The sequence below is a fragment of the Rossellomorea sp. GAMAL-10_SWC genome (assembly GCF_049568075.1).
In the GTDB taxonomy this organism is placed as follows: domain Bacteria; phylum Bacillota; class Bacilli; order Bacillales; family Bacillaceae_G; genus Gottfriedia.
On record NZ_CP144911.1, the window covers coordinates 1,574,943 to 1,589,115 of the forward strand.

Consider the following 14,173-nt stretch of genomic DNA (forward strand, 5'->3'; position numbering starts at 1 on the left):
AAGTAATTAAACTTTATTTCATTTTAAACATTGTATAGAGAATACGATCGAACATTCGATCAGAGACTAATTTTCTTAATAGCATCATTGGTTTTGCAAATTGACCAGCTACATATCGAGTTTTTGGTTTCTTAGATTCAATCGCCTTTAAAACAATTTTAGATATGACTTTAGGAGAAGTTGGTTTTGGTGCGTTTTTAGACATTTCTATAAAGGCTTTTGTCATGTTAGCATATGCTGTATGTGCAGAAGTTTTCTGAAGGTTATTTAAAGTAATATCGTTCCATTCACTTTCAATTGATCCTGGCTCAATTACGATTACATCAATATTAAATTGAGCAACTTCAAATCGCAGGCAATCAGAATAACCTTCAAGTGCGTGTTTTGTAGCATGATACCATGCACCTAATGGTGTATATACTTTCCCACCCATTGATGAATTATTAATAATTTTCCCAGATTTTTGTTTTCTCATATGTGGTATAACTAATTGAGTTAAACGACTTAGACCAAAAAGATTCACTTCAAATTGTCTTCTTGCTTCTTCTAAAGGAACATCTTCTACAGAACCATAAGAGCCATATCCTGCATTATTAAATAATACGTCGATTTTCCCTTGTTCTTTAATAATACGGTTTACACCATTAATCATGGATTGTTCATCTGTAACATCCATGGCTAAAATTTTTGCTCCCTTTAATTCTAGGTCTTTCATATTTTCTATGCGTCTTGCTGCTCCATAAACCACATAACCTTTTTCTAGTAGTAGTTCTGCTGTGGCTTTACCCATCCCCGCAGATGCTCCAGTTATTAGAACGACGCCTTTATCCAAACTATTCATATTCTACACTCCTTATTTATGATCTATATTTTGATAGTACCATTTGTATCTGATTATACACTTGTGTCTAAATACACACTTGTGTCACTAGTTCAACTGAATTATAATGATAAATAGGAATTTAAGTCAATAAGTTGAGTGTAAGTGATACAGATATGAGAAAAAGGGACATTTGTTAAAAAGGAGTTACATTTTATGCAATTTGAAAAAAGCAATAATCCGATATCAATTCGTTCGAGACAATGGATTATTCAATCACTGCTAAAACTAATGGATGAAAAACCATTTCAAAAGATAGCAATTAAGGATATTACGGACGATGCAGGATTGGTACGAAAAACATTTTATCGTAATTTCCAATCTAAAGAAGAAGTTCTGTATGAATATATTAGTGAATTAATGCAGGAGGCTGAAAAAAAATTTGAAGCTTTAGAATCGCTTTCACCATATTCAATGACATTAATATATTTCGATTTTTGGAAAGAACATGTTCCATTTTTGAATTTGGTTCATAAAAATGATCTTTTTATAATCTTGCTAAAACATCTGCAAGAATACGCACCTACCATTTTTGTAAAATTCAAAGCCGATATAATGAAAAATTTCGATGAAACCTTTTTAAAGTATTATACTGAATTTCATTCTGCTGGAATATGGCACATGCTTGAAAAGTGGATTGATAGTGGTACAAAAGAAACCCCTGAACAATTAGCTAGAATTTATGCCGATATTTCTTTAAACAAACCACATTTAAAGAGTTAAATAAGATTTAAGAGAGACTATAAAGAATATGTGAGGGGAAGAAAATGCACGCATTAGTTATTGGAGCAACAGGCGCCACAGGTAAAGACTTACTGGAATTATTATTAAAAGACGATTCTTTTCATCAGGTAGACATTTTTGTTAGGCGTAATCTGGTTGTCAAGGATAGTAAATTAAAGGTCCATGTAATTGACTTTGATAAACCAGAACAATGGAAACATTTAGTTAAGGGAGATGTTTTGTTTTCATGTTTAGGTACTACACTTAAATTGGCAGGGAGTAAAGAAGCTCAATGGAAAGTTGATTATGAATATCAATACCAGTTTGCTAAATTTGCTAGAAAAAATGGTGTTGATAATTATGTATTAGTATCTTCTGGTTATTCTTCAGCAAATTCTCGATTCTTTATACAAGGATGAAGGGACAATTAGAGGAAGCTGTAAAAGCATTGAGATTTTCAAAGTTGACAATCTTTAACCCACCTTTATTAATACGACAAAATACCGATAGACCAATGGAAGCTGTTAGTTTTAAAGTAATACAGTTGGTAGATAAAATAGGAATTTTTCGTTCTCAAAAACCTCTACCGACAGAGGTATTGGCTCAAGCTATGATAAATTCTGCTAAAACTAAAGACAGTGGAGTTTTAAAACTTGAGGGTAAAGCAATTTGGGAATGCGCTGAAGTTAATTACAAATAAAGATTTTAATTAGAAATCTTAGGTGAAATAATTTTATCTATGCAACTAAAGCAGTGCATTTGTTCAATAAGAGTCCTAAAGGCTGTCTAATTTACAGCCTCTTTTTATTTCCAAAATTAACATTTTAATTTAACAAAGCCATTAAAAAATAACAATTAACCCAAGTGAAAAATCGTTTATTTTTTATGTAATTGTTGGATTATTGTTCACATTTATTTACATAATAAGTGTGTTATGATTGTGCTAAGTTTAGTAATAGAAGTAGGAGAATTAGTTTGAAACCTAAACAAAAAATCATTCCATCATTATCCTCGAATTCGGTCTATCTTGGTTTATTGTTAGCTTTAGTTGGTGGTTTTTTAGATGGGTATACTTTTATAAGTAGAGATGGTGTATTTGCTAATGCACAAACGGGAAATGTTGTACTTTTGGCAATAAATCTATCATTTGGAAATTGGAAAAACTCTGTGGATTATATTCTACCTATAATAGCCTTTATTTTAGGGGTATTAGTTGCTGAATCCGTTAAACATCCACGTTTAAGAGAACTATTATACAGCTATAGACGTTCAATTCTTTTGTTAGAATGTAGTGTTTTATTGATTGTAGGATTATTACCTAGTAGTGTACCTAATATAGTTGTAACAGTTTGCCTCTCCTTTGTTTCATCATTACAAATTTCAACCTTCACTCATTTAGATAAATGGACGTACAATTCTACGATGACAACTGGTAATATTAGAATTGCTTCACAGGCAGCATATACAGCTTTTGTAAATCATGACAAAGAAGCAAAAACAAAATTTAAAGAGTTTCTCGTTATTATCCTTTCCTTTTCATTTGGCGCATTGTTTGGGAGTCTATCCACAAAGTATATTGGGAATCAGGCTGTTTGGATTGCTGCAGGAGTATTAATAGTAGCGTTAATCTTATATCATAAAGACAAAGGTTATTTTAGAAGGAAACTCCATTAATTTAAAAAATGAGCCCTTTTCGGGGCTCATTTTAGTAATCTTATTTAAAAAACTGAATGAAACAAACAATAATAAGTGCAAATAAAATAGAAGGTAACATATTTCCAATTTTTATTTTTACTAAACCTAATGAATTCAAACCAAGAGCAATTAATAAAATTCCTCCTGTACCTGAGATCTCAGCAATTATTGAATCTAATAAATGCTGTGTTACTAGATTCGGTACAAATGAGGCAAAAATGGCAATGAATCCTTGATAGATTAAAACTGGGACAGCGGAGAATAACACACCAATGCCGAGAGTCGAAGTTAAAATGATTGATAAAAATCCGTCCATCATTGATTTTGTATATAATATTTCATGATTATGACGTAGTCCGCTATCTAGTGCTCCGAGAATAGCCATCGCGCCAACACAGAATAATAAAGTCGATGTAACAAATCCTTTAGAAATAGAGCCTTCGCTTTTAGATTGAAATTTACTTTCGATAAATAGTCCTAATTTATCTAATTTACTTTCGATATCTAACCATTCTCCTACAACCGCACCTAGCGATAAACTGAAAACGACGATCAGAACTTGATTTGTTTTCATAGCTAAAGTAAATCCTATAACTATAATTACGAGAGAAATTGACTGAGTTACTAGGTTTTTCATTCGATCTGGAATTCTTTTAATAAACAAACCTAGTAAAGAGCCAAAAATAATAGCTGCTGCATTAACAATTGAACCGAGTAGTACCATGATGATCCCCTTTAACTTCCATATAATTAATCTATTTTTAAGACTATTTTTCCGGTATTTAAATTGTTCTCCATTCGAGTATGCGCTTCATTCACTTCATGCCAATTATATACTGAATCGATAATCGGTTTTATTTTCTTATTCGTAAAAAGTGGTAAGACATCTTTTTTGAATTGATTTGTTAAATAGATTTTTTGCTCAAGTGTTTGTGAACGTAAAGTACTTCCTATAATGGAAATTCTCTTTGTCAAAAGTGGTAATAAGTTCACATCGCTCACTTTAACTCCACCCATTGTTCCAATCAAAATAAGCCTACCATTAGTATTTAATGATTGTAAGTTTTGATGAAAATAGGATGCACCAATAAAATCTAAAATGACGTCTACACCTACATGATCAGTAACTTTTTCGACGACAGTTTTAAAATCTTCATTTTTATAGTTAATCACATAATTTGCACCTAAATCAGTACAAGCTGCAAGTTTCGTTTCACTCCCAGCAGTAACGATTGAACTTGCACCAAATTCTCTTGCGAGCTGAATTGCAGCGGTCCCAACACCACTAGCTCCAGCATGAATTAATACTGTTTCGCTTTCTTTTAATCTACCTAATTCAAATAAATTTAAGTAAGCTGTCAAAAACACTTCGGGTATAGCCGCAGCCTCTTCGAGCGAAAAATGATTTGGAATAGAAATTGCCAAATCTGAAGGAATGGAAACATACTGCGCATAACCTCCGCCTGGCAATAAGCTACAAACACGATCTCCAACTTTCCAATTTGTAACATTAGCCCCAACCTGTTCAACAATCCCGGACATCTCTAAACCTAAAATCGGTGATGCGCCATTAGGTACGGGGTACTTACCATGTTTTTGAAGTAAGTCAGCTCGATTAATAGCCGTAGCATGAACTTTAACAAGTAGTTCATTCTCACCTAAAACAGGCATCTGATAATCGTCAATAAATAAATGCTTTGATTCATCAATTTGAACTGCCTTCATTCTAAAAACCTACCTTTAATTAAGTTAATTCTTATCATACTATATAACTAATCGAAAGAATATTTTAAAAACTCGGATTGATGAAATTTGTAGATTTTCTTAATATAATTCCTTACTTATTTTTTAAAAATTAATTGTAGAGAAAATAATTTTAAAAAACTCCGAACTATAATCTGTTTTTAAGTGTATATAGAGTAAGTGGTAAAAGGAGGAGAACTAGTGCCTGAAAGAATTGACAAAGATTGTTTAGAAGAATTGTTTAAAAATCACTCGTCATTGGTGTATCGTACTGCTTTCTTTTTAACCAAATCAAAAGTAATGGCAGATGATATTACCCAAGAGACGTTCATTCGTATCATAAAAAAATTCCATCTGTTTGATCAAACAAAACCAATTGTGCCTTGGATTTATCGAATGACAGTAAATATCACCCGCAATATGATACGTAAACAAAAAATTAAGAAACTTTTCGGCATTAAGTATGATGTACTAACTGAAAATGAAGTTGAACTATCGATTTTACAAAATGAAATGGAAGATCATTTATGGAAAGAGATAAATTTATTACCGCAGAAGAGTAAGGAAGTGATTGTTCTTCATTATTATTTAGAACTTAAATTAGATGAAGTGGCGGACTCTTTAAATATTCCAATCGGTACATGTAAATCAAGGCTTAATTACGCGTTGACAAAATTAAGAAATCGTTTATCGAAAAACGAACTGTTTAAAGTAGAACAAAAACTGAAAGGGGGAGAACTTAAAGGTGGAAAACAATCCTATTTCTGAAATTAAACACACACTCCAGCAGAAATTAGATCAACATAATCCTTCCGCCACATATGATCAAATATGGAATAAAGCGAATTCCAATCGAGGGTATAATCGAATTCGAATACCGTTTGTTTCAGTTGGGATTCTTTTGTTTCTGACTATTACCATTTTTATTAATTCTCCTATTAAAAACGAGGAAGACCTAGGTATTACAAAAGAATATACTTCTGCGGATTCCAGTATTGGACTATTAATTGTAAACGGGGCTCAATATCAGTTTGAAGGTATTTTACATAATAATGAATTTATACTGAAAGACCAAATTGGTGAAGTCAAAGAAGTGATTAAAAATAATACGATTCCGAAAGCCAATTTTTACTCTAATATGTTAAAGGTTGGAGATAAAATTTATTTAACAAATGAAGACCCAAAAGTCATGATTGTAAAACAAGAAGACGGAACAATCTTAAAGTTTTTAAAAACTGAAAAATGATTGAAATTGAATTCATAAATAAAGAAAAATTTAAAGTCCAATTTGAATATAGGGAGTGTCTAAAATGTCAAGATGGATATGTGCAACTGTATTTTTTTTCTATCTTATTCTCACTGGATGTTCAGCAAATAATGGATTGAAAGGTAATGAGCCTCCAAAAACAATGGTTCAAGTGGAAAATCAAATATATGCTACGAAGTTAGGTACTTATTGTTGGCAATTAAAAGGACAGGGGGAATGCGTTGATACGGCTGGACCGGCCGAGCTGCTAAAGGATAAAAAGCCCATTGAAGTAAAACCAGGCGAAAACGTTAAATTTATAATGAATTATAAACCTAAACCAAATGAAATCCACTTAACTCAAATTAATAATGGTAAGGAAAGTGAAATTTTATTAGTGAAGAATCAATTTTCAGCACCTATTAATAAAGGAGTATATTATTACTCATATGGAGTACATTGGATGGATAAAAAAGATGAGCACTTATCAAATGGGGATGCCTCTTATGCTTTTGCTTTAGAAGTAAAATAGAACGTTTTTCATTAGAATAAGAAAGGGTATGATTTGAAAAATATTGTTCAAAACATACCCTTAATAGATTACTATTTTATTCTTCTGTAGGATTATTTGGTCCATCAAGATCTAATTGATAAAAGGACAAGTCAAGCCATCTATTAAATTTATAACCTGCCTTTTTAATTGTGCCTGAATAAACAAATCCGAAGTTTTTGTGCATGGCAATACTGTTTTCATTATCTGCATCAATTCCAGCAATTAAAGTCATATACTCTCTTTCTTTGGCAATAGAGATTAGTTCTTTCATTAATGAAGTGGCAATACCCTTTTTCCTGTATTCACTATTTACATAAACTGAATGCTCAATCGAATATTTATAGGCCGGCCAAGCTCTAAAAGGACCGAATGTAGCAAATCCAACGACTTTTTGATCAAGTTCGAAGACTAGAATTGGAAACCCTTCATCCATTTTTTGTTCAAACCAAATTTGTCTGCTTTCAAGCGTTTGTGGTTTATATGTGTAAACTGCAGTTGTATTAAGAATGGCATCGTTATAAATCTCTAAAATGTCCATTAAATCCTTTTGAGTAGCTTCCCTAATCATTTTTTCTTTCCCCCAAATTTAATTTGTTATCTCTTCTTATTTTAGAACTTTTTATACAAATCGTAAAATTGAAATTTATATTTGTTTGCTTAGATTGGTTTTTCATATTTTAATATACCAATTTATAATTGTTCATAGCTTGTAATATATATACCGTTTCCTTAATAAACTATCTTTCCATAGTGTGAAATAGAGGATATTCATTATCGAATATCTTCTATTTCATTATTTGACATGATTGTTCAAGAAGGAATCTAATCTATTTTCGTTGAATTAGTTACAAATGATTTTTCAGACGCTATGGAAACTGCTGGGGAAAGAATTATGTAGGCAGTTGGTTCAAAGTTTAATAGATTTAGATTTAAATAAAGAAATTAGTACATAGGAGTAAATTAAGTTATTGAATGTTCTCTTCCAAGTGTGAATTTATATTTATCAAACACTTATTCATTAGAAGAACTTAAACAGTTGAATTTTTCTAAAGGTAAGTTTAAAGGAGCGAGGAAGTTAAAATGAATCAATCCTATTTTTATTTAAAATTAGAAACACATCAATTACATATGTCTTATAAAAATGAAAAACGTCGCGTGCGTGTTTTATTGCCGAAAAATTATGAAGAAGACCAGGATATAAATTATCCAGTTGTCTATATGCATGATGGTCAAAATATTTTCTATAGTAGTGAATCTTATAGTGGGTATTCATGGAAAGTGATTCCGGCAATTAAACAAAACCAAGATTTACCGAGGATGATTGTTGTTGGAATTGATAACGGTGGACAAGATCGAATTAATGAATATACGCCTTGGAAAATTACTGAAAGCCCACTTCCTGAAGATTTTGAGCTAGGCGGGAAAGGCGTGGATTTTGCTAATTTTGTCATGACAGTCGTAAAGCCTTTTATCGATAATCAATATCGAACTAAATCAGATAAATATCATACAGCAGTGATTGGTAGTTCACTTGGAGGGAATATTTCGGCATTTATGGGTGTTGAATATAAAGATCAAATAGGTGGATTAGGTATTTTTTCTTTAGCCAATTGGATTACAAGTAAAGCATTTGATCAGTATATTGCTAGTCAAGAGTTGGATCCTGAACAACGAGTGTATATTCAAGTTGGTACTCAGGAAGGCGATGATACCGATCGTCAATTCATGTATGGAAATATGAAGCAGGCATATATCGATTGCTCGCTTAAGTATTATAAACAACTGATAAAAGGCTCTGTTTCAATTGATAGCATTAGTTTAAATATTTATGCAGATGAGGTACATGATGAAAAGGCTTGGGCAAAACACTTACCAGAATGTTTACTTTTCTTAAGTGAGAAATGGTCTTAAATGAACTGAATAATGATATTTGACTTAAATTAGATAACTATTACTTTTTATAAAGGAGCAATTTTATGAATTATATTTTGATCTCTCCATATTATCCAGAGAATTTTCAGGCATTTGCTCATCGTTTGAAAGCTGCAGGTGTTAATGTACTAGGTATTGGTGAAGAGCCATATGACCAATTAGGGTCCAAATTACAAAACTCTTTAACAGAATATTATCGTGTGAATAATTTAGAAGATCTAGATGAAGTGAAACGTGCTGTTGCATTTTTATTTTATAAACATGGTCCGATTGAGCGTATTGAATCTAATAACGAATACTGGTTAGAACTTGATGCGCAGTTGCGTGAACAATTTAATGTATATGGAAATAAACCGAGTGACTTGAAAAAAGTTAAATATAAATCTGAAATGAAAAAGCTGTTTAAAAAAGCAGGTGTGCCTGTTGTAGATGGAAAAGTCGTTAAAACTAAAAAAGAGTTAACTAAATCCATTGATGAATTAGGACTGCCAGTTATTGCTAAACCAGATAATGGTGTTGGTTCAGCTGCAACCTTTAAATTATGTTCAAAAGAGGCTGTACGCCATTTTGAAGAAGAGTGGGATGAAGCACAAGTGTACTTCATTGAACCATATGTCGAAGGAGGCGTGCTTTGTACATTTGATGGTTTAGTTGATCAAAAAGGGAATATTGTTTTCCAAACAAGCTTTACATATAATGTGCCTACTCTGGAACTTGTTAAAGGTCAGTTGGATTTAGCTTATATTATTCAAAAAGAAGTTGATCCTAAGCTTGAATACTATGGTAAATCAATTGTAAAAGCTTTTGGAATGAAGGAACGCTTTTTCCATATTGAGTTTTTTAAATTAGAAGATGGGGATTATGTTGCACTTGAATATAATAACCGCTTAGCTGGTGGCTTCACGATCGATATGTACAATTTCGCATACTCTATTGATTTATTTGATCAGTATGCTTCTATTGTAACAGGTGGAGAAATTAAGGAACCCGATGCAAAAAACCAGTATTGTGTCGGTATAACACAGCGTGATGCGTATGAGTATAACCACAATACGAATGATATTTATGAACGATTTGGCGACCGTGTGAAGTTTGATAAGCGTATTCCAGAAGCGTTTGCGGAACTACAAGGGAATCAATTTTATGCGATTAATGCCGATTCACAGGAAGAAGTCGAAGATATCATTAGTTTTGTACATGAACGAAAAAATTGCAGCGTTGTAAACGTATAGGGATAGGAGATTTTTCTATGAATAAAGAACATTTAAGTCATTGGAGCGGGGAATTAGGACGCGAAATGCAGTTGAACAGATATGGACACAGTGGCATGCCAATCCTAGTTTTTCCTTCATCTGGGGGGACGCATTTTGAATACAATAATTTTGGAATGATTGATGTGTGTCATGACTTTATAGAATCTGGAAAAGTTCAGTTTTTTACACTGTCTACCATAGATAGCGAAAGTTGGCTACACGACTCAAAATCGGTACATGACCGTGCATTAGCTCATGAAGCATATGATCGTTATGTAATTTCAGAAGCTATTCCATTTATTAAACATAAAACAGGTTGGTTTGATCCAATGATGACAACAGGTTGTAGTATGGGTGCGTATCATGCATTGAACTTTTTCCTAAGACATCCGGATGTCTTCCAAACAACCGTTGCTCTTAGCGGTGTTTACGATGTCCGTTTCTTTTTTGGAGATTATGGAAATGATCCTCTTGTATACGAAAATTCACCAAGCGATTACATATGGAATCAAAATGACGGCTGGTTTATAGATCGATACCGTTCAGCAGATATCATAATTTGTACCGGGCTAGGTGATTGGGAACAAGACGGACTGCCATCATACTTTACATTAAAAGAAGCATTTGAAGAAAAACAAATTAAAGCATGGTTTGATGAGTGGGGCGAAGATGCTTCACATGATTGGGTTTGGTGGCGAAAACAAATGCCGTATTATTTAGGGGAATTATTTAAATAAAATGTCAGAAATATGATTGTCATTTTATTCTTATGCAGTGAATCTTATTAAACTGGCAATTCCTAGATTAAAAAAAGAGCTGTCAATCCAGCTCAAGTAGTACAACAAAAAGAGGATGATTATCGTTCATCCTCTTTTTTCATTATGGAAAAGTATTAGAATAAAGAGGTAACCAATATTTTATGTCAAATAATATTTGATGCTAAACTTGATTATGACTTACAGCAAGTTTTTTACTATTTATAATAGGTGTATAATAGTGTGAAGAAATTGTATTTTAACGGGGTGGTAATGAAAATGAAGATTTTGTTTGATGAAACTTATACTTCAAATGAAGGAAAGAGAACAAGCAGGAATATATGGTATGGGGATGCCGATCTAACTATTGAAAGTGAATATGGAAAAATCATTAATCTTAATGAAGATTTTATGGATAATTTATGTGAAATAATAAAAAAAGACTTATCTAAAAATGCAGCAAATAAGGCTACTGAAACTAACTGGTATTTTTATGGAAGTGGTGTAACTCAGGACGCTATTGGAGACAATATTCGTCCGACAATTATGGTTCGTGAGAGGTCAGACGAATTTATCACTAATTTTAATATAAGTGACCACGATTTTGCTTTAAATATCGATGCAATTCTGCTGTTTAAGGCGGAGTTTGAAAAACGTTTAGCTAGTTATTGAGGAGTAATATCACTATATTAATTTTTATACTATTCGAAGGAGAATGATTTCATAATGACATCATTCTCCTTTTTCATCTGATAGGAGTCTTTTTTTGTAAGGAATAGAACATTTAATAGGTAAAGATTATAAATAATTACACTTAAATTTAACGGACTAATAGATAGGTTGTAATAATTTAATAAACTGTATGAACTAGTGTATGATAAGTAAATTACTATAAATGTTTAAACTTTCTATCGTTATAGTTAAGGAGCGTTTGTTTGCTATAATGATTGGAACCCATTAAAGCAAAATAGGTGACTAAAGAAAAATCTATAAATATCAATTTCAAAATTAATAAGGTGAAATAAATGATTGTAAATACACTAAATGATGTAAATAAGTTAATCACAGAATGGCAAACTGCAATTGAAGCGGAACGCAATTATTTGAAATTTCACGGTGGTAGAAGTTATACCCTTTCTACGGGGACACCACTATACCAAATTGGACAAAGTACGGTTATCTTGTTTACGATTTATGCAGAAATTTTTGTCCCAGAAGGAACGCCGGTTCGAATAAAAATAGAAAATCAAGAATATCAAGGTGAATTGTTGTCATTTAAAGGTTCTCAAGTTGAAATAAAAATAAATGAAAGAATTACTTCGACGATTCCATATGCAGAACTTTTTAATGAACCATGGGAGTTACTAGATCAATTAATTGAAAGACTTGAGGAAATAAAAGACTATCGGAGTAAACAAAAAAGAATTATGAAGGTAATGAATGCTGATTCTACTGCTAAACATTTAAGTAAAATGAAAAAAGAAGTTTCAACAAAGCAGGAGCTAATTTATCGTTCGTTTTATAATGCGACAACATATATTTGGGGGCCACCGGGTACAGGAAAATCTTATAATTTAACTAATATTATTTTAAAACATTACGAAAAAAATAAGTCAGTTTTAGTAATAGCTCATTCTAATGCTGCAGTAGATGTGTTAATGAAAAATGTCATTCATGAATTAGAAATGAAAGATAAATGGAAAAGTGGCGAGATTGTCCGCTATGGTTATACAAAAGATGAAGTGTTATTACAACACGAAGATGTTCTTTCATCAAAGCTTGTTGAAGTAAATGGAAGTATAAATCAATTTGAGTTAGAAAATTTAGATGAACGAAAGCATTCGATGCTAAGGAAAGCTAGAAGAGGGGCAGCCTCAAAAAAAGAATTAGATGATTTAAGTAAAATTCAAAATAAGTTAAATAAAATTCGAGGGGAAATTCGTGAAAAGGAAAAAGAATTGATTGATCAAGCAAAAGTGATTGGCACTACACTATCCAAATGTTCAATTGATCCTTTAGTCTATTTACGCCAGTTCGATTTAGTTATTGTTGATGAAATTAGTATGGCGTATACACCACAAATCGCCTTTGCTTCAACATTAGGGAAACGAATTGTTGTTTGTGGAGATTTTAAACAATTACCGCCAATTGCATCATGTTTTCATAATGAAAATGTGAAAAAGTGGCTACAGGAAGATTTATTTCATCATACTGGTATTGTCCAAAAGATAGAGAATGGTGAACCATTAATTAATTTAGTTTTATTGAATCAACAAAGGAGAATGCATCCGGCCATATCTGGGTTTACAAATAATGAAATCTATCATTCATTGGTGTTTGATCATCCATCTGTTAAAAAAAGACAGGAAATCGCAAAACATAAACCATTTCCAATGCAAGCAAATAGTTTAATAAATTCTCAATTTCTTAAAACCTATGCTTTAAAAGATTCAAATACGAATTCTAGATATAATTTAGGATCTGCGATTATTGCAATTCAATGTATTCTTTCAAGTATAGTAGATGGGGTCAAGTCAATTGGAATTGTTACGCCATATAGAGCACAGGCAAAGTTACTTACCGCACTCCATAAAGAAATTATCGGGAAAACAAAATATCGAGAATTACCAATACAAATCGCAACAGTTCACCGATTTCAAGGAGCGGAGTGTGACGTAATCATTTTTGATTCAGTTGATACGAAACCACAATATTCTCCTGGATTACTGCTTACAGATCAAAACAGTGAAAGATTAATTAATGTTGCTTTGACTAGAGCTCGTGGCAAATTTATTCATATTGCAGATATTCCATTTATAAAAAGTAAAACAAATTCAAAAAAGACGATTAATAAGTTAATTCATTTCCAAATGGAAAATGAATACAAGGTGAGTAAAGAAGAGTTTGAAAAGGTTTTTTCAAAGAGTATATCAAAGAGGTTAAGACTGTTTTCGGATCATTCAATGGACATGAAAAATGAATTAGTAAATGATCTAAAAAATGCAAAGAAAAAAATAATTGTCTCCATGCCTAATTTATCTAAAATGTCTTTGGAAATTCGAAAACTGATCAATGAAGTTGAGATACCAATTCTATTTATAAGTGAATCTCATTTTGATAATCAAAAAAATAGAAGCTTTATTAAAAAAGATCAAGTTCAACCATTCATTATGATTGATAATGAACTTTTATGGTATGGAATTCCTTTGTCACAAGTTAGTTTAAACCAATCAAATTACTCAGCGAGATTGAATTGTCCTTTAACGTGTCAAGTATTAAAAGGATTTATAGACTATTAAAAGTTACATAGAAAGTATTCTATGTAATTTTTTTTATTCTTATTAATTAATTTTGAGCATAAATTAAAAATAAAATGCTACGGGATAGGTGAAT

At 31.8% G+C, this 14,173-nt stretch carries 16 protein-coding genes; 12 read left to right on the plus strand and 4 right to left on the minus strand.

The annotated features are described in order from the left end of the window. Nucleotides 1-13 precede the first annotated feature (13 nt). Nucleotides 14-841, minus strand: a complete 828-nt coding sequence (locus tag V5E38_RS07635) for an oxidoreductase (RefSeq protein WP_499212779.1) — start codon at nucleotides 839-841, stop codon at nucleotides 14-16. A 195-nt stretch (nucleotides 842-1,036) separates the two neighbouring features. Here V5E38_RS07635 and V5E38_RS07640 point away from each other — a divergent pair, with 195 nt between their 5' ends. The 4 genes from V5E38_RS07640 to V5E38_RS07655 all read left to right on the plus strand — a co-directional run bounded on the left by V5E38_RS07640 (nucleotide 1,037) and on the right by V5E38_RS07655 (nucleotide 3,277). Then, a complete protein-coding gene (locus V5E38_RS07640) occupies nucleotides 1,037-1,603 on the plus strand; it encodes a TetR/AcrR family transcriptional regulator (protein ID WP_499212780.1) in 567 nt (188 codons plus the stop codon). 44 nt (nucleotides 1,604-1,647) lie between these two features. Continuing rightward, nucleotides 1,648-2,022: a Rossmann-fold NAD(P)-binding domain-containing protein gene (locus V5E38_RS07645; RefSeq protein WP_499212781.1), complete on the plus strand. Its 375-nt coding sequence runs from the start codon at nucleotides 1,648-1,650 to the stop codon at nucleotides 2,020-2,022. A gap of 44 nt (nucleotides 2,023-2,066) precedes the next feature. Next, nucleotides 2,067-2,303, plus strand: a complete 237-nt coding sequence (locus tag V5E38_RS07650) for a hypothetical protein (RefSeq protein WP_499212782.1) — start codon at nucleotides 2,067-2,069, stop codon at nucleotides 2,301-2,303. A gap of 275 nt (nucleotides 2,304-2,578) precedes the next feature. After that, nucleotides 2,579-3,277 carry a YoaK family protein gene (locus tag V5E38_RS07655; protein WP_499212783.1) on the plus strand — a complete coding sequence of 233 codons (699 nt, stop codon included), beginning with the start codon at nucleotides 2,579-2,581 and terminating at the stop codon, nucleotides 3,275-3,277. 40 nt (nucleotides 3,278-3,317) lie between these two features. Here V5E38_RS07655 and V5E38_RS07660 read toward each other — a convergent pair whose 3' ends face one another. Both V5E38_RS07660 and V5E38_RS07665 read right to left on the minus strand, forming a co-directional pair. Further along, on the minus strand, nucleotides 3,318-4,022 hold the full coding sequence (locus V5E38_RS07660) for a DUF554 domain-containing protein (protein ID WP_097977723.1): 705 nt from the start codon (nucleotides 4,020-4,022) through the stop codon (nucleotides 3,318-3,320). Nucleotides 4,023-4,048: 26 nt separating this feature from the next. Continuing rightward, on the minus strand, nucleotides 4,049-5,023 hold the full coding sequence (locus tag V5E38_RS07665) for an NAD(P)H-quinone oxidoreductase (protein ID WP_499212784.1): 975 nt from the start codon (nucleotides 5,021-5,023) through the stop codon (nucleotides 4,049-4,051). A 219-nt stretch (nucleotides 5,024-5,242) separates the two neighbouring features. Between V5E38_RS07665 and V5E38_RS07670 the strand changes: the two genes are divergently transcribed. The 3 genes from V5E38_RS07670 (at nucleotide 5,243) to V5E38_RS07680 (ending at nucleotide 6,819) form a co-directional block, all read left to right on the plus strand. Continuing rightward, complete coding sequence (locus V5E38_RS07670; RefSeq protein ID WP_499212785.1) at nucleotides 5,243-5,809, plus strand: RNA polymerase sigma factor; 567 nt, start codon at nucleotides 5,243-5,245, stop codon at nucleotides 5,807-5,809. Beyond that, on the plus strand, nucleotides 5,787-6,287 hold the full coding sequence (locus V5E38_RS07675; RefSeq protein WP_499212786.1) for a hypothetical protein: 501 nt from the start codon (nucleotides 5,787-5,789) through the stop codon (nucleotides 6,285-6,287). Before V5E38_RS07670 ends, V5E38_RS07675 begins: the two co-directional genes overlap by 23 nt. Nucleotides 6,288-6,351: 64 nt before the next feature. Then, complete coding sequence (locus V5E38_RS07680) at nucleotides 6,352-6,819, plus strand: hypothetical protein (protein WP_499212787.1); 468 nt, start codon at nucleotides 6,352-6,354, stop codon at nucleotides 6,817-6,819. A gap of 76 nt (nucleotides 6,820-6,895) precedes the next feature. Here the strand turns inward: V5E38_RS07680 and V5E38_RS07685 are convergent, their stop codons facing one another. Further along, the gene (locus tag V5E38_RS07685) at nucleotides 6,896-7,408 is read right to left on the minus strand and encodes a GNAT family N-acetyltransferase (protein ID WP_499212788.1); all 513 of its coding nucleotides are present in this window, start codon (nucleotides 7,406-7,408) and stop codon (nucleotides 6,896-6,898) included. 512 nt (nucleotides 7,409-7,920) lie between these two features. Here V5E38_RS07685 and V5E38_RS07690 point away from each other — a divergent pair. The 5 genes from V5E38_RS07690 (at nucleotide 7,921) to V5E38_RS07710 (ending at nucleotide 14,079) form a co-directional block, all read left to right on the plus strand. Further along, a complete protein-coding gene (locus V5E38_RS07690; protein ID WP_499212789.1) occupies nucleotides 7,921-8,751 on the plus strand; it encodes an alpha/beta hydrolase in 831 nt (276 codons plus the stop codon). Nucleotides 8,752-8,816: 65 nt separating this feature from the next. Next, nucleotides 8,817-10,004, plus strand: coding sequence for an ATP-grasp domain-containing protein (locus V5E38_RS07695; RefSeq protein ID WP_499212790.1), 1,188 nt, complete (start codon nucleotides 8,817-8,819; stop codon nucleotides 10,002-10,004). A gap of 17 nt (nucleotides 10,005-10,021) precedes the next feature. After that, nucleotides 10,022-10,762 carry an esterase family protein gene (locus V5E38_RS07700; RefSeq protein ID WP_499212791.1) on the plus strand — a complete coding sequence of 247 codons (741 nt, stop codon included), beginning with the start codon at nucleotides 10,022-10,024 and terminating at the stop codon, nucleotides 10,760-10,762. Nucleotides 10,763-11,059: 297 nt separating this feature from the next. Further along, a complete protein-coding gene (locus V5E38_RS07705; RefSeq protein WP_499212792.1) occupies nucleotides 11,060-11,452 on the plus strand; it encodes a hypothetical protein in 393 nt (130 codons plus the stop codon). Between the two features lie 353 nt (nucleotides 11,453-11,805). Then, the gene (locus V5E38_RS07710; protein ID WP_499212793.1) at nucleotides 11,806-14,079 is read left to right on the plus strand and encodes an AAA domain-containing protein; all 2,274 of its coding nucleotides are present in this window, start codon (nucleotides 11,806-11,808) and stop codon (nucleotides 14,077-14,079) included. Nucleotides 14,080-14,173 lie beyond the last annotated feature (94 nt).

Bases quoted from the DNA above. Each gene is read 5' to 3' on its own strand.
- V5E38_RS07635 (WP_499212779.1), bottom strand. From the start codon at position 841: ATGAATAGTTTGGATAAAGGCGTCGTTCTAATAACTGGAGCATCTGCG.
- V5E38_RS07640 (WP_499212780.1), top strand. From the start codon at position 1,037: ATGCAATTTGAAAAAAGCAATAATCCGATATCAATTCGTTCGAGACAA.
- V5E38_RS07645 (WP_499212781.1), top strand. From the start codon at position 1,648: ATGCACGCATTAGTTATTGGAGCAACAGGCGCCACAGGTAAAGACTTA.
- V5E38_RS07660 (WP_097977723.1), bottom strand. From the start codon at position 4,022: ATGGTACTACTCGGTTCAATTGTTAATGCAGCAGCTATTATTTTTGGC.
- V5E38_RS07665 (WP_499212784.1), bottom strand. From the start codon at position 5,023: ATGAAGGCAGTTCAAATTGATGAATCAAAGCATTTATTTATTGACGAT.
- V5E38_RS07680 (WP_499212787.1), top strand. From the start codon at position 6,352: ATGTCAAGATGGATATGTGCAACTGTATTTTTTTTCTATCTTATTCTC.
- V5E38_RS07685 (WP_499212788.1), bottom strand. From the start codon at position 7,408: ATGATTAGGGAAGCTACTCAAAAGGATTTAATGGACATTTTAGAGATT.
- V5E38_RS07690 (WP_499212789.1), top strand. From the start codon at position 7,921: ATGAATCAATCCTATTTTTATTTAAAATTAGAAACACATCAATTACAT.
- V5E38_RS07695 (WP_499212790.1), top strand. From the start codon at position 8,817: ATGAATTATATTTTGATCTCTCCATATTATCCAGAGAATTTTCAGGCA.
- V5E38_RS07700 (WP_499212791.1), top strand. From the start codon at position 10,022: ATGAATAAAGAACATTTAAGTCATTGGAGCGGGGAATTAGGACGCGAA.
- V5E38_RS07705 (WP_499212792.1), top strand. From the start codon at position 11,060: ATGAAGATTTTGTTTGATGAAACTTATACTTCAAATGAAGGAAAGAGA.
- V5E38_RS07710 (WP_499212793.1), top strand. From the start codon at position 11,806: ATGATTGTAAATACACTAAATGATGTAAATAAGTTAATCACAGAATGG.